This window comes from Pseudoalteromonas rubra (assembly GCF_005886805.2).
GTDB classification, from domain to species: domain Bacteria; phylum Pseudomonadota; class Gammaproteobacteria; order Enterobacterales; family Alteromonadaceae; genus Pseudoalteromonas; species Pseudoalteromonas rubra_D.
The window spans coordinates 226949-248991 of record NZ_CP045430.1 but is presented as its reverse complement, the minus strand read 5'-3'; the positions used below and the strand labels follow the sequence as shown (position 1 = coordinate 248991).

The following is a 22043-nucleotide window of genomic DNA, read 5'->3' as shown; positions in this document are numbered from 1 at the left end:
ATGGAAAATTCAGCGATTGAAGCGTTATTGGCCGAACTGGATGGTCAGGGTATTTATGTTTATCTGCAAGAGGGTCGCCTGAAACTGCGTACCCACCTTGCAACTGTGCCAGCTGCACAGCTCAATAAAATTAAAGCGCACAAGCCGGCGCTGATAGAGTATATGCAGGCGCACCATCAGAAGCAGGGAATGCTATCCGCCTCCCAGCAGGGGATCTGGCTTATCGACCAGTATCATGGAGGCGATATTGCCTACACTATGTCTGGACTACTCAGGCTATCACAGCCTGTCGGTAAAGCGCAGCTTGAAGCAGCCCTGAATACCTTGCTGGCCCGTTACGATATTTTGCGCAGCCAATTTTTCGCTACAGAACAAGGTGGATGTCAGCGCGTAAATACCGAGTTGTCACTGACCTTAACCCAATTGTATGTGTCTGAGCCTGTGAGCCAAGGGCAGATTGAAACCGAGTTACAACCTTTATTGCAGCAAGGGTTTGATCTACAAAAAGCGTTACCGATACGCGCCGCTTTGATTAGCACAGCGAATGAAAATCAGGGACGTTGGGTCTATTTGATGCTGCATCATCTGGTGGCTGATGGTTGGTCGGTTCAGTTGCTGGTGAATGAATTGCTGGATATATTGCAATCAAAGGAGGTGCCACAGACGGCACCGTTACAATATCTGGATTATGTACATTGGGAAAAACGCTTTTTACAGTCTGATGACTACCTGCAACAGCATGCCTATTGGCAACAACAGCTTGCGGACTTTTCGTCTTTTTCAATGCCCACCAGCTTTGCCAGCCAGGCTGAGCCCTCGTTTCGTGGTGCCAGTCATCAATTTACACTGAGTGAGGCGCTTTGCCAGCGTTTCGAACACAGCTGTCAGCAGCTGGGCGTCACGCCATTCTCTGCGCTACTGAGCGTTTTTTATGTGTTGCTTCATCGCTACAGCCAGCAACAGGACATCACGGTTGGGGTCCCAGTGCTGGGTCGAGAGCAGAGTGAGTTTGAGTCCATGATCGGCTGTTTTATTCATACCCTGCCACTGCGTCAGCAGCTGGATGGGGGGATGTTGTTTAACGAGCTGGCTCGTAGTACTCAGTTAAAGATGACACAGGCGCTGGAAAATCAAAGTGTTTCTCAGGACACACTTGCCAGGCTGGCGGATACTTCTCAGTTGTTTAGTGTGCTGTTTAACTATGATGCGTTGCCAGTAACACCATTGCGTTCCGGCGAATTGGAAGCGCAGCTATTCACGCTGAATAACCACACTGCCAAATTTGATCTGACCTTAAATTTGACGACGCACGATAACGGCATGGCTGCTGAACTTGAATATAATATTGCCTTGTTTTCGCCTGGGTTGGTTGCTCAGATTGCCCGTGATTTCGAGGCTTTACTGCGCACGTTAAGTGACGACCTGGCTCAGTCACTTTCCGGGGTAAAGTTGCCTTCTGTTGAAGCCGCGCAACAACACCTGGACAAGGCAAGTGACATGACATCAGCGCCTTTGGTGTTGCCTCAGATCCTGGCCCACGCACAGTCGACACCAAGACACATGGCAATTGTGGATGCTGATAATCCATCTCAGTCAGTGAGTTACGCTGAACTCGGTGGACAAAGCGCCAGTCTGGCTGGTGCGCTCAATGACGTTGCACAGGGTGAAGAAGTGGTAGCCGTGCTGGTCAATCGCCAGGTTCACAGCCTGGTTGCGCTGATAGGCGTGATGCGCGCCGGGGCCGCTTATTTGCCCATAGAGCAGGATACCCCTGTACTGCGGATCTTAGAAATTATGGCGCAGGCAGGCTGTCGTACATTATTGGTGTGTGATGCTGAAATGATGACAGAGCAGGTGCAAGCCGCACTGAATGAGCGCGACATTGTGGCGTGGGATTTTCATCAGCTGTTAAAACAAAACCGCACTCTATCAGAAGAGTCAGAAGTTGCGCTGAGGCGCGATGCACAAGACCTGGCTTATGTGATCTTCACCTCCGGGTCGACGGGTAAACCAAAAGGTGTGGCGATGAGCCATGGTGCCCTGGCCAGTTACTGTGAGTCGATTACGCATCGTATAGAGTTTTCGTTGCATACGCGTGCCGGGATTGTCACTGGACTTGCGACCGATCTTTGCCTGACGGGTATCTACCCGGTGCTTGCGCAGGGGGGCTCAGTTGTTATGCCAGGGAGCCGCACACTACCAGAACCTCAGTATCTGGTAGAGATGCTCACGATACAGCAGGTCAATATGCTAAAAATAACGCCGTCATTTGCTCGTGAGCTAATACCTCAAATTGCAGCTATGGGTGAGAACCAGCCGGCGATAGAGCAGTGGATACTCGGCGGTGAAGCACTGGATGTGGTCTTAGTGAGCGAGTTACAGGAGCATTATCCGACAGCCCATATCGTTAATCACTACGGCCCCAGCGAAACCTGTATCGGAGTGACAACGCATACCGTTACTGCTCAAAGACATGCCAACAGTGAACATTACCCCATTGGTAAGCCGCTGGCACATACCCGGGTGCTGGTACTGGATGAACAGGCTCAGCCGGTGCCATTGGGTATGCCGGGAGAGCTTTATATTGGTGGTTCGTCCCTGGCCGATGGGTATCTGCGTGCGCCACAGCTGACAGATCGTTACTTTGTTCACTGTGAAATGCAAAATGGAAAATTAGCGCGCTTTTATCGTTCCGGTGACAGAGTTCGGTTAACTCATCGGGGTGAGCTGGAATATCTGGGCCGTCTGGACAATCAACCCAAGATCCGTGGATACCGCATTGATATTAGTGAAATTGAAGCAAAACTGACAGCACTGCCTCAGGTAAAAAGTGCGGTTGTTATCGCCCGTAAACAGGCCAATAGTGATACGCTTGTGGCCTACTACGTTGCTGCCGGTGAGGAGGAGGTGGTTACGTCTGATGTTTTACGAGATGCACTCAGTGCGCTTTTACCTCAGGCCATGATCCCCAGCCATTTCAAAGCACTGGAAAAACTGCCAGTGCTTAGTAATGGTAAAGTTGACCGTAAACAGTTAGCAACTTTATCGCTAAGCGAAGCACGTAATTATACGCCACCTAAAACAGAGCTACAGCAACAGCTGGCCACCTTATTCAGTGACCTGACAGGTGTGTCTCAGGTCTCGGCAGACGATGACTTTTTCGCAATCGGTGGTCATTCTTTACTGGCCATGCGACTTGCTAATCATATTCGCGCCAGATTTGAACGAGTGTTGTCTCTGCAAGCCATTTTTGCTAACCCCACGGTGGAGAAACTGGAACGTTGCCTGCTTGGACAGGACATTCATGTAGGCCATAACTTAGTGACGGTCGACCAATCTGGCGCGCATCCTCTGTCTTTTGCACAGCAGCGGATCTGGTTTGTTGATCAGATGCAGGGCCACAGCAAGCAATATAATTTGCAGGGCGCTTTCACGATTAAAGGTGCGTTGAATATCACGGCCTTGTCTCAGGCATTTGAACAGGTGGTTCAGCAGCACGCCATTCTAAGATTTAATTATGACCAAAACGAGCAGGGCGAAGCGGTCCAGTCTTTCAATGACACCCTGAACTTTGTGTTACAGCAACGGGATTTAAGTGGCTTTGATGATGAACGGCAGGCAGACACCCTGCGTCAGCTGTTGGCTGAGGATTACCATACCGGATTCGACCTGAAGCAGGAGCTGCTATTACGAGGTCAGCTGCTGCAACTCGATGCACAACTGTATGTGCTTATCGTGACTATGCATCATATTGTCTCAGATGGTTGGTCAATCGGGGTGTTGTGTCGCGCACTGGAAACCGCTTATCGCCAGGCCTGTGAGGGCACTCAAACAGGGTTGCCAAAGCTCACGCACAGTTACATTGACTATGTACACTGGCAACGGAGCCTGGCCACTCAGCCTCAGTGGCAAACGAGTTTGACGTACTGGCAAAATCAGCTGGCTGACTTGCCCCGGGTCCATGAATTACCCCAAGATAACTCACGGGAAAATAAGGTGATCAGTGGAGGTGCCTTACACTGTTATGAGCTCCCTGCCGAGTTGACTCAGGTATTGCGCCGCTTTGTTGTGACAAGCGGACAAACCTTGTTTGGTGTGCTGGAGAGTGCCTTTGCGTCATGGATGAGCCGTCTGTCGGGTCAATCTGACGTGGCGTTGGGTACGCCGGTTGCCGGGCGCGAGTTCAGTGAACTTGAGCCTGTTATTGGCAACTTTATCAATACTCTGGTGCTGCGTCATCATATTGAGTCGGATATGACGTTCAGTGATGTGTTGACGACAAGCAATGAGACACTGCAAAGTGCGTTGACTCATCAGCATATTCCATTCGATACACTGGTTGAAGCGCTCAACAATGAGCGGAGTTTGGGTATTCATCCGTTAATTCAGGTGGTCTTTCGGGTCAACAACCAGATCAACGAAGCACTGCAACTGGAAGGCCTGGATGTCACTGTGAATGACACCGGCGTGCGCAGCGCTAAATTGGATCTGGAAGTGTCAGTGATTGATTGTGGCGACACTTTGCAGATTGAATGGCTCTACGATAGTGCCTTGTGGCACGAGCACAGCATTGAGTCTTTCGCCCGTCAGTACACCCAGTTGCTGAGATCCTGCCTGGAAGCACCGCAACGCCGCGTGAGCGAGCTGAGCTTGATAGACCCAGAGCAGCTGGTACAGATACTTTCCTATAGTGCCCCCCAGAATGAACAAGATAGCAGTGATATTGGTTGGCATCATCACTTCAGCGCGATTGCTGAGATCCAGCCTCACAGCATTGCACTGCGATGTAATGGTGAATCATACAGTTATCTGGAAGTGGAGCAGCGTGCCAATCAGTTGGCGCACTGCCTGCTTGAAATGGGATTTGACGAGCAAAGCCGGATTGCCTTATTACTCCCGTCCGGTCCTGCCATGGTTATTGCGGTACTGGCTATTCTTAAAACACGTCACGTCTATGTGCCTCTGCATTACGATACACCAGAAAAATCAATGTCTTATATCGTAGAAGATGCAGATATTGTGATGATTTTGGCACTCAGCGAAGATACTGAAAAACTCATTGATAGTGGCACTGATTTTCTGTTTCTGGACGATTTATTTGACGTTGAGTCAAATTTTGCCGGTTACCCAGTGTCTGCTCCTAGCCTGGAGGAGTTAGGGGAATCGCAGACTTCAGATGCCCAGCGCTTGTGTTACATCATTTATACGTCGGGCTCAACCGGGCGGCCAAAAGGCGTGATGATCAGCCATGGCAATCTGAATGTTTACTTATCTCATGCCATGGATACGTATCTGGACGCCGACGCAACCTTACCGCTTGCGGTGGTAAGTACACCTTTGGCATTTGATGCCACGATCACCGCACTGGTTCCCCCCTTGCTGTGCGGCGGTGAGGTTGAAATCGTGACTCAGGGCCCTCATCAGCTTGCGGCCATTACTGAGCTGCTGTTCAATGCCATCCGACCGCGTTTATTCAAACTGACGCCGGCGCATTTGCGGGCAGTACAGGCGCTGATGGATGAGCTGGGCAGCAATAGCGCACCCCATACCATAGTGATTGGGGGTGAGGCACTGGATAGCGATTTACTGATTGCGCTGCGCGCTAAGCTGCCGGCTTGTACCTGGGTTAATGAATATGGTCCGACTGAGGCAACCGTGGGCTGTAGCGTCTTTTCGCTCACTCCGGATCTGAATCCGCAGGCGGCACTGCGTTATCCGGATGTGCCGATCGGTTTGCCCAATCCGGGCGTTGCTATGTTGGTGGTTGATCAGTGCGATCAGCCAGTGCCTGCTAATACTCCTGGAGAGTTATTGATTGGAGGGGCAGTGGTCAGCCCGGGTTACGTCAATCTGGATGAGCTGAATCAAACTAAATTTGTCACTTTGAGTGTGGGTGAACGGCCACCAATGCGCTTCTATCGAAGTGGGGATTTGGTACAGTGGCAGAGCGATGAGCAGGGGAGACTGAGTTATCTAAGATACTGTGGTCGTACCGACGAGCAAATCAAATTGCGTGGCTACCGCATCGATTTGAATGCGATTTGTCATTATCTTCGCGAACTGGATGGTGTTCGCGACTGTGCGGTGACAGTTGATGAAGAGCAGCAGTTGTTGCAGGCCCACCTTCTTTACCTTAACGGTAACGTACCGCCGGACAGCCATTTGCGTAATCATCTGGCGCAGTATCTGCCGCCGTATATGATCCCTGGGCAGTTTAATCGTGTTGAGGCTATCCCGCTTACCGCCAATGGCAAAGTAGATAGCAAAGCACTCAAAGCCCTGGCGCAGCAGGGAGAAGGCAGAGCCAGCAAAAGTATAGACCTGACAGCGCTGACAGCCATGCAGTCTTATTTATATCAGCTCTATCGTGACACTTTGCTGACTGAGCATATCGACCTGCACGACAGCTTTTTTGACCTCGGCGGTCATTCCTTATTGGCCATCAAGCTGATCAGTCAAATTCGTCAACAGAAAAACCTTGAGGTGACGCTACCTCAGTTGTTTAAAACACCAACCATTGCGTCATTGGCGCAGGCACTGGAGCACTGTGAGCCTATCTCAGCTGTGCATGCTATTCAGCCTGTATCACGGGAACAGGCATTACCTTTATCGTTTGCCCAGCAGAGGCTGTGGCTGATTGAGCAGCTCCAGGAGTCGAGCACCCAGTACCACATGCCAGCCGGGTTTAAATTCAGCGGCACACTCGATAAGGCTGCTTTCAGTGAAGCGCTGAAGGCGCTAATCGCACGTCATGAGGTGCTGAGGTCGCGGATAGTGAAAGTGGCGGGGGCGGCTGAACCTGTGCAGCAGGTGAGCGAGCAATTCGAGTTGCCGTTAACTCAGCTAGATTTAACGAAAATGAGTGAACGTGCCCGGCAACAGCGTTGGCAGCAGGGAGCGCATGACAACGCGACTGCGCGATTCGACCTGAGCCAGGATCTGCTGTTGCGGGTATTGTTGGTCGAGTTTGCAAAAGACGACTATCGGGTGCATTTCAATATGCATCATATTGCCAGCGACGGCTGGTCGATGGCCATTCTGGTACGGGAGTTTATCGCATTCTATCGTCATTTTGCCAAAGAATCCGGCTACCAGTTGCCTGCTGAGCTGACTCAGCCATTGGCTGTGCAATATGGCGACTTTGCACACTGGCAGCGCAACATTTGGGCGAAAGAGGCTAATCAGGCAGATTTACAACACTGGCAGACAGCCTTAGAAGGCCATCCTCCGCTGCACCAATTGCCACTTGATTATCCGCGTCCTGCCATGGCTCAGCTGAATGGTTCGCGACACACACAACGTCTGAGTGCCGCGCTCACCCGAGCCATTCATGAACACTGTAAAGCACAAGGCGTGACCTTGTTCATGTGGCTGCATACGGTATTTTCATTGCTGGTACAGCGTTACAGCCAGACAAACGATGTGGTGATTGGCTCACCGGTTGCGGGTCGTGAATACAATGAAGTGGCTAATTTGATTGGCTTTTTCGTCAACACGCTGGTAATTCGCATGCGCACCCAGTCTGGGCAAAGCTTTAATCAGTTACTGGAGCAGCAAAAACAGGTGATCCTGGATGCGTTTAAGCATCAGGCGCTGCCCTTTGAGCAGTTGGTGGAAGCGCTTAAGCCCGAGCGCAACTTGGGGCATCAGCCTATTTTCCAGATTTTGTTTGCATTGCAAAACAACGAAACCACAGATTTGGTGCTGCCTCAGTTGCATATTGAAGTAGAAACGCCGAGTGAGCCCATGATGAAGTTTGACCTAGAGGTCAATGCAATTGAAAAGGGTGATGGCATTGAGCTGGAATGGAATTTTAGCTCAGCGCTGTTTAAGAGCGCGACAATCGCAGCACTGGCTGAATCTTTCGAGGTATTGATCAGTACCATTCTTAAATCGCCTGAGCACAAGGTGGAGCGCTTAGCTTTGTTGACTCAGTCGCGTCAGCAGCAACTGGTGAGCATCAAAGGCGCAGACACGGCCATATCAACACAGTGTATTCACAGTCAGGTCACCGCCCGGGTACAGAGTGCCGCAAATCAACTGGCCGTGCGTGATGCGGATGCATGCATGCTCAGCTATCTGGCGTTAGAGCAAAAGGCCAATACCCTGGCCAGTTACTTGCTGGAGCAGGGCGTTAAGCCGGGAGCACGCATTGCCTTGTGCCTCGGCGCTGAGTGTGACCAGCTGGTTGCTATGCTGGCGGCCTTTAAAGTGCGTGCCGCCTATGTGCCGATTGATCCGACACTGCCCGCGTCGCGCTGTCAGTTTATTGTGCGTGACAGTGGTGCAAGCTGGTTGATTACCAACAACAAACTCCTGTCACAGTTAGAGCCCGTGATTGATGCCGTGCAGCAGCCGCCATTGTCCGTGCTGGTTATGGATAGCCCACAGAGCTGGCAACCGAGGCAGCAGCATGCGCGTTTTGCCAGCAGTGAACCTTCAGATCTGGCCTATGTGATTTATACCTCAGGCACCACAGGCCAGCCTAAAGGCGTCGCGATATCACATGGCAGTCTGGCGCTCTACCTTGACCATGCTTGTCATGCGTATTTGGATGAGCAGCCCAGCTTTAGCGTTGTCAGCACCCCCTTGGCGTTTGATGCCACAGTAACCGCTATCTGGCCTGCGTTATTGCAGGGGGTATGCATAGATATGTTGGCTGATGACGAGCGAATGTTAAAAGAGCTGGCTAACCGCCTGTGCGGCAAGGTTGCCGGGGTCTTTAAAGTGACGCCAGCACATCTACAAGGGGTTGTTGCAATACTGAAACAATGTGGCCTGTCGGATGAGCGCTCCTTTGACGCTGCACATAAGGTGGTCGTGGGCGGTGAGGCATTACCTGTTGCGCTGTTAGCCGAACTGAGTGAACGATTACCTAATGTCTGCTGGATTAATGAGTACGGTCCAACCGAAGCCACGGTGGGCACCAGTACTTATCAGTGTGACAAACAGGAGGTTGACCGACTTTCAGCACAATCGATGATCCAGGTTCCTATCGGTCAGCCAATCGCTAATACGCATTTGCTGGTGCTGGATGAACAGATGCAGCCGGTCCCGGCCGGGGTCATGGGGGAGCTGTATATTGGGGGGAATAACCTCGCTCTGGGCTATCTGAATCGTCGTGACTTGAGCGATGAAAAGTTTGTCTGGCTGCCTGTTGGCGTGCAGCAAAGTGAGCAGCGCTTCTATCGCAGTGGCGATTTGGTGCGCTGGTCTGTCAATGATGATGGCACGCCGGGTGCACTGCAGTTTTGTCATCGACTTGATGCACAACTGAAGCTCAGAGGCTATCGCATTGAGCCTCAGGAAATTGCTCAGCAATTGCAGCAGGACCCGCGAATTGAACAGGCTGTGGTGGTGCTGAATGAAGCCGCAGATAACTTGGAGGCCTACCTGGTCGCTAAGACAGATGAGGACCTGGCACGTCCTGACCCGGCAGAGTTGGTGAATGCCGGGGTTGCCACCGAACTGTCGGCACGACTGAGTGAATCGCTGCCCGCTTATATGGTGCCTTACCGCTATGTACTGACTGATACAATTCCTCTGACTGCCAACGGCAAGGTTGACGCGCGGGCGCTTCATGCGCTGGGGGCACAATGTGACTCTGTGGATAAACTCATTGCACCGCGCACTGATGTGGAGGCTGTCCTGGCGGATATTTTGGCGTCAGTGCTGAAACGCACTTCAATCAGTGTTGAAGACAACTTCTTTAGCCTGGGCGGTCATTCATTGCTGGCGACGCAATGCATCGGACTGATTGAAGAACGACTGGGTATCGGTATGTCAGTCAGAACGCTGTTTGAGCGGCCGACCGTGGCTGCACTGGCCCAGTGGGTTGAAATTCAACAGGCCATGGCACATCAGGCACAGGATGATAACGAAAACGACACTTCAGAAGAGATGTTTTTGTAATGACGGAACAGTTGATAATAATTGAGCAGTTAATCGCAGATGCATTGCGTGCAGGCATCACCTTGTATGAAAAAAACGGTGCACTGGCATTTAAGCAACAAGGCGCGTTCCCGGATGAGCTCAAACAGCGCATAGTGGCGAATAAAGCTGAGATCATTGCCTATTTTCAACAGCAGCAGGGGGAGGCGCGGGTATCGGGCGCGTATTCGACGATAGCAAAAGTCGATAGCTCACTGCCTTTGCCTGCCAGTTATGCTCAGCAGGGGCTGTGGTTCATCGAGCAGTTACAGGGCAGCAGTCAGTACTATATGCCCGCTGAATTTGTCCTTACCGGCCACCTGGACATCAATGCGCTGCAGGCGAGCATCCACGCCCTTATCATCCGTCATGACGCTTTACGCAGTCATTTTATCGCCGACAGTCAAGGTGATCAGGGCGTTGTTGTGCACGTGACAGAGGCATTTGAAACGCCGTTTGAGTGGCGCGATGCCAGCGCCTGGCCTGAGACCGAACGGGCGCAGACAATCCGCACCCAACTGACAGAGTTTCTGGCTCGGCCATTTGATTTAACGCACGATGTACTGTTACGAGCCTTAGTGATATCTGAACAGCAAACTCACTATCTGGCGTTCAATATGCACCATATCGTGTCCGACGGCGCGTCGATGCAGGTGTTGGTCAAAGAGTTAGAAGCGCTTTACCGTGCAGCGTTAAACGAGGATAAAGCCCCTCAATTGGCACCTCTGAAGATACAGTATGGTGATTACGCAAGCTGGCAGCAAAATACTCTGAAACCCGAGTATCTGGCGAACAAGCTCTCGTTCTGGCAGCAAGCGCTGTCAGACCTGGATCCGATCCAATCTCTGCCCGGAGACTTTGTTCGCCCGGCGGTACAATCACACTGTGGCCGGGTTTATCGTCAGACCCTGAGCCCATCCTTGGCTGTCGGCATCCAGGCCCAGTGTGCCAGCCAATCGGTTACGCCATTTATGTGGTTGCTCAGCAGTTTTATGCTATTTGTTGGCCGGTTAACGCAAAATGAGCAGGTAGTTGTTGGTACGCCTGTGCTGGGGCGCGACCACCCTGAGTTAGCGCCCTTGATTGGCCTGTTTGTGAATACGCTGGTGATCCCGGCCAAAGTCACCGAGTCAATGCGCTTTAACGACTGGTTACAGCAACAAAAAGAGCAAATCCTGGCAGTATTTGAGCACCGGGAAGTGCCGTTCGATAAAGTCGTTGAGGCGTTACAGTGTGAGCGTGACATGAGCCACCATCCGCTGGTACAGATTTTGTTTACGCTGGAACAAAATACATCGGCACATACTCTGAATCTGCCTGGTTTAAGTGTGGTAGAGCAAACAGCCAGCAGTGACAAAATCGACATAAAATGTGACCTGGAGCTCAGTGCCATTCTGGACAATGAGACCCATTCACTTACGCTCAACTGGAAGTACGACAGCGATCTGTATCGCAGCGACACCATAGCGCACTGGGCTGAGAGTTTCGCGGTTATGCTGGAGCAGCTGGTTGACGCGCCGCAAACGCAGGTTGGTCATGTTGCGTTACTCAGCGAGCAGCAAACTCAGGCTATTCTGGCACATGCTCAATGCACAGACACGCATTGGGATACCAGCCAGACGCTGGTGAGTCTGTTCGAAGCGCAAGTTGAGCGCTTTGGCCAGCGGATCGCGGTGGTCGATGAGCTGGAACGTTTGAGTTATCAGGCGCTGAACAACCGGGCAAACCGGCTTGCCAGAGTGCTGGTGAAATGTGGTATCACACCCCAAGCCATGTTGCCCGTTAGTGTCACTCGCTCTGTGAATATGGTGGTGACTTTACTGGCGATATTAAAAGCCGGGGCAGCGTATGTACCCATTGACCCGGATTACCCCAGAGACCGGATTGAATACATCATCGGTGATGTTGGCAGTCGCTGGTTGATTTGCGACAACTATACTCAGGCACGCTTTGACACCTGCGCTGAGCAGCTCATCAACATTGACGATGAAGCCCTTTACGATGGCGTTGCGATTAGCGATAACTTAGCACTGGATATTGAGCCACATCACCTGGCTTATATGATTTATACCTCAGGTACCACCGGCCGTCCTAAAGGCGTGCAGATAGAACACCGTCATGTAGTGCGCCTATTACACGTAGAACCTGCTTTATTTGACTTCGATGAGCATGATGTGTGGACTTTGTTCCATTCATTTTGCTTCGATTTTTCGGTTTGGGAAATGTATGGCGCCTTATTGTTTGGCGCAAAACTGGTGGTAGTCAGCAAGGCCGTGAGCCAGGATACCCAGGCCTTCGCTCAGTGTTTACTGAACGAGAAGGTGACAATACTCAATCAGACACCCGGTGCGTTTTATGTCCTGCAATCAGCGATGTGTGCACTACCCGAAGCGGATCAGGCGCGCTGTCAGGTGCGCTATGTGATTTTCGGGGGAGAAGCTTTGCAGCCGGGCAAGCTCAGGCCCTGGGCTAACCGATTCGACATCTGCCAGTTGATAAACATGTACGGGATCACCGAAACCACAGTGCATGTGACCTTTAAGCGACTCACGCAAGCGGATTTAGCGCTGGGGGTGAGTAATATCGGCCATGCTATTCCAACCACGTCGTGTTATGTCCTGGACAAACATCAACAGCTGTTGCCAATGGGGGCGGTGGGCGAGTTATATGTCGGTGGTGAGGGGGTGTGCCGGGGTTACTGGCAAAGAGAAACGCTCAATACTGAGCGCTTTATCGCCGATCCGTTCGCCGCATCAAGTGACAAAAAACTGTATAAAACCGGCGACCTGGTGCGTTTTCTGCCAGATGGCGAGCTGACATACATCAGTCGGGCCGACGATCAGGTCAAAGTGCGTGGTTATCGTATTGAGCTCGGAGAGATTGAAAATCAGCTGCGCCAGCATCCACAACTACAAGCTGTCAGCGTATTACTCAACCGCAATGACCAGCAAGGTGCGCGGATCAGCACGTTTGTGGTTCCGTGTCCCGGTGTTGAGCTGGCAGAGCCGCTGACTCAGCTGCAAGCGTATCTGCGTAGCTCACTGCCCGACTTTATGTTGCCCACCAATGTGGTGGTTGTCGACACTTTACCCCTGACCAGCAATGGCAAAATAGACAAAAAGGCGCTGCTGGCACTGGACGTTTTGCAGCAAGAAGCGGTGTATCGTGCACCAACTACGGATACTGAACATGTAATTGCTGCGTGCTTTTCGAGTTTACTGGGGGTGGAGCAGGTCGGCCTGGATGACCATTTTTTCCGCCTGGGCGGACATTCTTTGCTTGCCACGCAGCTGGTAAGTCAGCTCAGGGAGCGTCATAGTCTGCCTGTCACATTAAAAGATGTGTTTCAGAACCCGGGTGTTGCTGAGCTGGCAAAAGTGGTCACTCAAGCCGGTGATCAAAGTGCTTCGGCGTTTGATATTCCACGTACACAGACCATGCAACCTTTGCCTTTGTCTTTCGCGCAGTCGCGACTGTGGACAGTCGAGCACATGACGCCTGACTCAGCGCAGTATCATATGCCCGCGGCTTTCACTCTCCAGGGCCCATTAAACCTGGTTGCATTTAAGCAGGCCTGGCAGGCTATCATTGAACGCCATCAGGTGCTGCGCAGTAAAATACTGCTCGATGAAGCGGGCAGACCGCAGCAGGTGCTTAATCCCGATTTTGAACTGCCTTTGCACTACATAGATGCACGCGCTCTGGCACCAGAGGCGCAGCAGCGACGTTGGCTTAGCGCACAGCGCGACGATGCCATGCAAACCTTTGATCTGAGCCAGGACATAATGGTGCGGCTGACCTTGATGTCATGCAGTGATAGCTTGCATCAACTGCGTGTTAATTTGCATCATATCGCAGCGGATGCACACTCTTTGGAGATTTTAACTTCGGAGTTGGCGGCATTCTATCAACACTTTGTCACGGGGCTGCCACTACCTGAGCTGCTGTCGCAACCTTTGCCATTGCAATACGCCGAGTATGCACAATGGCAGCGCGAGACCCTGCAAGGTGAAGCTTTGCAGGCACACAAAGACTTTTGGTTAGCGCACCTGGCAGATGCACCACCACTGCATCAGTTGCCACTGGATCGGGCCAGAACCAATGCACCGGATACGCATGGTGCAGTACACATTGCACACCTTGACCTGTCGCAGTTCGAATCTATTGAAGCCCAGTGTCACCACAACGATATCACCTTGTTTACCTGGTTGCAGACTGCGTTTGCATTATTTGTGGGTAAATACAGTTGTTGCGACGATGTGGTAATTGGTACGCCTTTTTCGGGAAGGGAGCAAAGCCAGTTGCAGCCTTTGGTGGGATTTTTCATCAATACCTTGCCAATTCGTACGCACTTTACGCCACACATGACTTTCGGTGAGCTGCTGAGCCAGCAAAAAGCACTGATGATAGACATTCAGGCCCATCAGGCAATGCCCTTCGAGCAGATCCTCGATGCGCTTAATGTGTCACGCGACCTTAGTCATCAGGGCGTATTTCAGCTGAGTTTTTCACTTAACCCCCGGTTGGATACACAATTACAACTGGCTGATATAGAAGTGTATCCGGAGCAAGCGGTGTCCGTGTCAGCTAAGTTCGATATCGAACTGAGTGCGGTACAAACTGAGGACGGACTGCGTCTTAGCTGGTGTTACAACACAGGTTTGTTTGATGCCGCCAGTATAGCGGGAATGAGCGAAGCGTTTAACGTGATGCTCAACGCACTGGCGGATAACACCGAGCTTCGTATCGCCGATGTGCCTTTGACGCTTCAGCGCTATCAGGCAATTAATGGGCAGTCGCACAGTGTGTCCGAACACACCACGCTGGTTGCGCAGCTCGCGCGGTTTGCCCGTCAGACACCCGACAAAGTGGCAATTAAGGACCCCGAAGCGGATAGCACGCTCACCTATAGTGAGCTTGATACGCGGGCCAGCGCTTTGGCCAGGTATCTGGTTGGGCAGGGTCTGAAGTCACAACAAAGGGTACTGATCAGTTGCGATGCCGGTATCGATTTGGTGGTGGCCATGCTGGCGACCCTCAAAGCCGGTGGGGCCTATGTGCCTGTGTCGGCGGATTACCCCGAAGCACGCATCAGGCACATTGTCAGCGACAGTGGCAGTCGATGGTTGTTGACGCAAATGCGCTTCACCAGTCAGTTCGAGGCCTATCAGGACTGCCAGCAGGTATGGCTGGATAATCCTGAACTGAACGCGCAGTGTGCCACCTATGCCCAAATGACGTTACCAGCAATCGAAGCTGGTCAGCTTGCCTATGTGATTTATACCTCAGGTACCACAGGGCAGCCCAAGGGCGTTATGATCCCACATAGTGGACTAATAAACTTGTGTCACTGGCATCAGCGTGCCTTTGCACTGGACCAGCACAGTGTCGGCAGCCAGACCGCCAACATCGCCTTTGATGCGGCTACCTGGGAAGTTTGGCCTTATCTTAACGCCTGTGCACAACTGGTGTTTGTCGGTAGCGCGCAACTGAATGATCCGCATTTATTGTCAACATTGTTGACCAAAGAGGGAGTAAGCCATTGTTTTCTGGCGACGCCCATTGCAGAAGTCATGCTGGCAGACTCAGCCTTTGCACCGGCAAAGCTAAAGTATTTGTTAGTCGGGGGTGATAGGCTGAGCCCGGCCCGTGGTCAGCATAATTTTAAATTAATCAATAACTATGGGCCAACAGAGGCTTCTGTAGTGGCAACCTCAGGTGAAGTTACCTGGCACAGTGAGCAGCAGCCGGATATTGGCCTGCCGGTGGACAATTGTGCGATTTTCATTGTTGATGAACACGGTCGCAGCGTGCCCGACGGCATGGTCGGAGAGCTCTATATTGCAGGCGCTGGGCTGGCCCTGGGTTATCTGAATAAGCCTGAACTGAGCGATGAAAAGTTCATTGAACTGACACTGGATAACGCTGAACGTGTACGCGTTTATCGCAGTGGTGACCTGGTTCGGCGGCTCAATAATGGCCGTATTGCCTACATAGGGCGTAATGATGCGCAGGTTAAATTGCGTGGCTATCGCATTGAGCTGGCTGAAATTGAACACCAGTTGCGTGCGCAGGCTGGTGTTGCGGACTGCGCAGTATTGATAACGCAAACGCACCCTGGTAATAAACAGTTGACGGCATTTGTGGTGCCTGAGGCTGCGCAATCGGAGCACGACTCCGGTGAAGTTTGGCGTGCTGCACTGTGTGCTCGTTTGCCTGATTACATGGTGCCAAGTGCATTTATGGTTTTGCACGCGTTGCCTTTGACTGCACATGGCAAGCTTGATCATCGTGCACTGGCGCAGTTGGCTGCGCAGTCTGATGGTGAACAAATCACACCGGTTGAGACGAGCAGCACAGCAAACGCTGAGCACAATCCGATTTTAACGCTGATGCGGTCATTGCTGAATAAAACGGACCTGCAAGCTCAGGATGACTTTTTTGCCAGTGGCGGTGATTCTATTTTGGCCATTCAGCTTGCCAGCCGGGCCAGAGCAGCGGATATTACCATTTCTGTGGCTGATATCTTTACGCACAGTACAGCACAAGCGCTGGCTGCAAACTTTATCACCTACACAGCGCAAACCAGCGTAGCCGGGTGTGAATGTGAACAGCAGCATTTTGTCGGAAAATTAACCCCTCATCCAATCCAGCACTGGTTTTTCGAGCAGGCTTTTGCGGTGCCCGAACACTGGAACCAGGCGGTCATGCTGAGCATAGATAAGTCCGTTTCTTATGCACATTTATGCGATGCCGTGCAGGGCCTGATACAGTGCCATGATGCGCTCAGACTGTCTGTCAGAGGGGGGGAACAATTACACATCATGGAGCAGCTCGACAGCGCGGATGTGTGCCATGCTCACGACTTTAGCGCCAAAGGCAGTTGCTGGCGGGATGCTCTGGCGGAGATCTGTGCGCCGGCACAGGCGGGGTTTACTTTTGACGGTTCCCCCTTGTTGCACATGTGCCATATCGTGACACCAGACACGGAACAAGCTGATCGGCTACTGGTGATTGCTCATCATTTACTCATTGATGGCGTGTCCTGGCGTATTTTGCTGGCCGATCTTGAGCAGGCCTGCGCTCAGGTTCAAAGCGGACAGGCTGTGCAGTTACTGCCAGCCAGTGCTTCGCTGGATGCCATTGCGTTTTATCTTCAGGACCGCGCTCAGGAAACCCAATATCTTGCCAGATGGCAGGATGCGGCGGCGGTCTCCCGGTGCCAACGCCCGCTGGGCGCTAGTTTTACGGGCAGTCAGCTGACCACAACCATTATCAATAAAATACAGTTCAGCCAGTCTCAAACACAGCAGCTGCTGAATGAGGCAAACCGACCGTACAGAAGTAATATCCAAACCTTATTGCTCAGTGCGTGGCAGTGGCTTGCGATACGTCACTATCAGTGTACAGATCAGGTGGTGATGCTCGAAAGCCATGGTCGTGCACAGCTGCAAGGTGCGCTGGATGCCAGTCGTACCATTGGCTGGTTAACCGCTTTATTCCCGCTGCGTTTAACGTGTGGCAGTGTTGTATCGGGGTCGGCACTGACCGAGGTTATCTGCGCTGTTAAAGAACAACTTGCCTGGACCACCCGCCATGGCAGCGAGTTTGGCGCTTTGCGCCATGCCCACCCGGAGCCTCAGATCAGGGATTCATTGAATATAACTACCCGTGAACAGGTCTTTTTCAACTATCTGGGGCAGCTTGATACGGTCTTGCAGCACAATGGCTTGCTTGGTGACGCCACTGAGTCCACAGGCTTGCTGCGCAGCGAGCTGGATAACGTGTTCGGGGCATTACAAATTACCGCGGCGGTGACGAGCGGCTGTTTGTCAGTGACGCTGGAGTGCGCATCTGATTATTATTCTGAACAAGATGCCAGGCAGCTGAGCACGCGTTTTGAGCAGGCCATTGAAGAAGTACTTGCGCATTGTTTTGCGCAGACAGAGCACTGTTACACACCCAGTGACTTTCCTCTGTTACCGCAGCTCGACAGACTGCAACTGGATCAATTGCTGGACAAAGCAGGACAAAGTGTTGCCGATATCTATCCAATGACGCCTCTGCAGCAAGGCATGTGGTTTCATGCACAAGGTGCTGATAACAGCGCCTATCTCGAGCAGTCAGTGATGTTACTGGACGGGGCTTTAGATACTGAGGCCTTCGCCTATGCCTGGGCGCAACTGGTAGCCAGTCATTCAATTCTGCGTACGGCCTTTTTTGTCACCCCTAATCAGCCTGTTCAGGTGGTATTTGAGCAGTGCTCTGTTCCTTTGCAAATTGATGAGCCGCAGCCTTATGACGACACAGTGGAAGCCTGTCTGACACAGGTGGCTGCGCAGGAATATCGACATCCCATCGATTTACAAGGTGCGCCTTGCATGCGCCTGAGGCTGGTGCCGTTTGGCGAGCATTGTCATGGGTTTGTCTGGACGTATCATCATATGATCATGGATGGCTGGTCCTTGCCCGTGCTGTTTGCTGAGCTGGTTGAGCACTACCGTGCGAGAGTGCAAACCCGGATGGTGAAATCTGTCATGGATCCGTTCCGCGATTATGTTGAATATCTTGAAAGCCGGGATGTGCATGCAGAGCAAGCATTCTGGCAACAGCAACTCGCGCAGATCGATACGCCAACGCTGGTGACAGAGCATCTGGCCATCACAGATGGAAACAATCACAGCGTCAGTGAGCTGACAGAAACATTGAGTACGGACTTTACTGCTCAGCTCAGCGCGTTTGCGAAGCAACGTGGACTAACGCTTAATCAGGTAGTTCAGGGGGCGTGGGCCTATTGGTTGCGTACTTGTTGCCAGAGTGACTACGTGCTGTTCGGTCAGACTGTTTCCGGACGTCCCGAGTCTTTGCCTCGAGTCGCAGAGCGGGTCGGCTTGTACATCAATACTCAGCCGGTGTTGATTCATACCCCAGGGCACTTGTCGGTCAATGACTATCTTGCGCAGATCAAAGAGTTGCAGGGATCACTGGCGCAACATGCACATACGCCACTGTCACAGATCCAGCAATGGAGCCAGATTGACAACAGCAGTGATTTGTTTGATGCCCTTTATGTGTTTGAAAATTACCCTAGTGATCCGTTGGCTGAAAACACCGCGCCGTTTAAAGTCACAATATGCTCGGAGCGGGACCAGACGCATTATCCAATAACGCTTGCAGTTGGTGTTGCAAAACAGCTTTCACTAACGCTGTGCTACCGTGACGCGATGTTAACCGCGCAGCAGGCGCGCCGGAGCCTGAGCTTGATAGCGGATTTACTGACTGCCTTCATGGAGGCACCGGATAGTACGCTGGCTCAGTTGCCGTTGGTGAGGCCAGACCAAACTACCCAGCTACCGTATTTCGAGCTGCCCGGTGCGAGCAAACAGGCTGTTCATCATCAGACGTTGCAGCAGGCGTTTGGTCAGGTTACGGCCAGTAACAAGCAAAACACCGCTATTCGCTTTTATCAGGCGGGGACGAAGCTCCCCGTTCAGACACTGACCTATGGCGAGCTGGATGAGGCCGCCGGTCGACTGGCAAATTACCTGATGTCTCGGTATTCACTGCCCGTCGATCAGGCTGTGATTGCGATATGTTTGGAGCAGGGCCCACAATTGGTCATTGCGATTCTGGCCGCACTCAAGCTTGGCGCATCCTATTTACCGATCGCACCAGCACTACCTGAGCAAAGGCGTCAGTATATGCTCTCTAATGCAGGAGCCGCCCTGTTGATCAGCACAGATCAAGACTGGCTTGGAGATATGCCTGCTTGCCCGCTAATTGATTTGGCAGCCTGTGAGGCTGATATTTCAGCTGAGTCAGGCGACTGTGTACAGCACACGTGCAATAGCACCGCTCCTTGTTATGTGATTTACACCTCAGGCACTACGGGTGAGCCAAAAGGGGTACAAGTTGCTCATCGCAGTGTGCTCAATTATGTGGCGTGCTTGCAAAGCAATTACGCTATTACGCCGGCCGACAACTACCTGCAATTTGCCAGTTGCAGTTTTGATGTTTTTGCAGAAGAAGTGTTTTGTACTTTACTCAGTGGCGCAACCCTGGTGATGGCCGAACAGAAACAGTTGCTTGATAGTCAGGCGCTGGCCGAACTGGCGCGTAATGCCGATCTGAGCCTGATGAGTTTGCCAACGGCTTACTGGCAGCAGCTGGCGGCCAATCCAGTCGATTTTGGTTCATGCATGCGGATCATTACAGTCGGCGGTGAGCAAATGCAAAGTGCGGCACTGCGCGCCTGGCAGGGCCATTATGGCTCGGCTATTCGAGTTATCAATGCTTATGGGCCGACTGAAACCACCATTTCTGCCACGCTTCAGGATGTGACGCGTTATCAGGGCGAATCCGTGCCAATTGGTCAGCCACTGGCCGGCCTCAAGGCACATGTGCTGGACAGCGAGTTCAGACTCTTGCCGGATTACGTTGCCGGAGAGCTTTATGTCAGTGGCGAGGCACTGGCACTTGGCTATTTGGGTGATAAAGAGAAAACAGACAAAGCCTTTGTGCTCAATCCCCACACTCAAACGCGCTGTTATAAAACCGGTGATAAGGTGCGAGTGATTGACGGAGCGTTGCACTTTTTAGGACGTCTGGATGAGCAGGTAAAAATTCGCGGCTATCGCATTGAACTGAGCGAAATAGAAAGGACTTTGTTGGCACAGGAAGCGGTGTCTGCCAGTGTTGTAATTGTGAAACGAGATCAGCACAACGGCGATCAGCTGGTAGCCTTCGTTGAGTCTGCGCTTGAGCCTGATGTTTCGGGGCTTAAAGCGGCACTGGCTGAGCATTTGCCCACTTATATGGTGCCACAGTGGATAATCGTCCGCGCACAGCTACCCCATAACCACAACGGCAAGCTCGACAGAAAAGTACTTGCCAGTGAGGCTGGCACACTAATGTTGGCCGAGCCCGAACAGTATGTTGCCCCAACCACGCCCCTAGAGCGTCACTTATGTGACTATCTTGGCGAACTGTTGCAGTGTTCGCAGGTGGGGCTCAGTGATGACTTTTTTGCACTGGGTGGCCATTCGTTATTGCTCATGCGATTGCATACTGAACTGTGTGATGTACTCAAAGCCCAGGTACCCATAGCCTTGCTGCTGCAACATACCCGTATTGATGCGCTCGCGCAGGCTTTAAGCGATTTTCAGCAAGCCAGTCAGCAACATCCTGTGGAACTTCAAAGTTTGTTATGCCTGCAAGCTGGCAGTCCAGGCGTTACACCTGTGGTGTTGATAGCCGGTGCAGGTGGTCTACTGATGGCCTTTCAGGCATTAGTACAGGGGTTAGATAAACAGGTCCCTGTCTATGGCCTGCAGCCAGATCTGATCGCACATAACCCGGATGTCGTTGGGTCGGTTGATGCAACGGCGCAGCATTACTTGTTAGCACTCGGGAAGGTGCAGATCGGTTCTGTGCATCTTATTGGTCATTCGTTTGGCAGCTTTATCGCACTGGCAATGGCGCAGCAGCTGGACAAGAACTCCCTGCCTGAAGGACAGGCGCAGAGTGTCGCTGTGTCGTCAATAACCATACTGGATACACCAAGACCAACGCATAGCTCAGTGTCGATTTCGGCCGCAGAAGCAGATCAGTTGATGCTGGAGAATCTCAATGAATTCTTTGGACTGAGCTTGAAAGCGGAACAGCTTCGCGTACTCAGAGCTGAGACTCTTACACAGCAAACCATAAGCCTAGTGGATGTCATGGCTCAGTCAGGTTATCACTTTACAGCTGAACAGTTATCACGCCTTCAGGCCGTGTTTCGTGGTCAGTTACTGGCAGAAGTGCACCTGGGGTCAGAGCTAAGTTGTCCGCTGACCGTGATCAAAGCCAGTCAAACCCGGGAGTTTGAAGGCCGAAGGCTCTCAACTGATATGGGCTGGCAAACCTTGTATGCCAATGTGAATGCCCATGAAGTTGAGGGCACTCACTTGTCGATTTTGCAGTATCAGCAAGTCGATAGGGTTATAGAAATAATAGAGAGTTACTACAATTTGTAGTCTATTGTTTAGCAAAGTGTTTTTAAATTGTTTTAATTTGATGTTGGTTGTGCGTAAAAAACAAACAATAAATGTCAAAATTGCGATGTAAATTTT

At 51.8% G+C, this 22043-nt stretch carries 2 protein-coding genes; both read left to right on the top strand.

All coding sequences use genetic code 11. The features are described from left to right. On the top strand, positions 1 to 9912 hold the full coding sequence (locus CWC22_RS20435; protein WP_138537985.1) for a non-ribosomal peptide synthetase: 9912 nt from the start codon (positions 1 to 3) through the stop codon (positions 9910 to 9912). After that, complete coding sequence (locus CWC22_RS20430; protein WP_138537984.1) at positions 9912 to 21947, top strand: non-ribosomal peptide synthetase; 12036 nt, start codon at positions 9912 to 9914, stop codon at positions 21945 to 21947. The genes CWC22_RS20435 and CWC22_RS20430 overlap by 1 nt, the downstream gene beginning before the upstream one ends. Positions 21948 to 22043 lie beyond the last annotated feature (96 nt).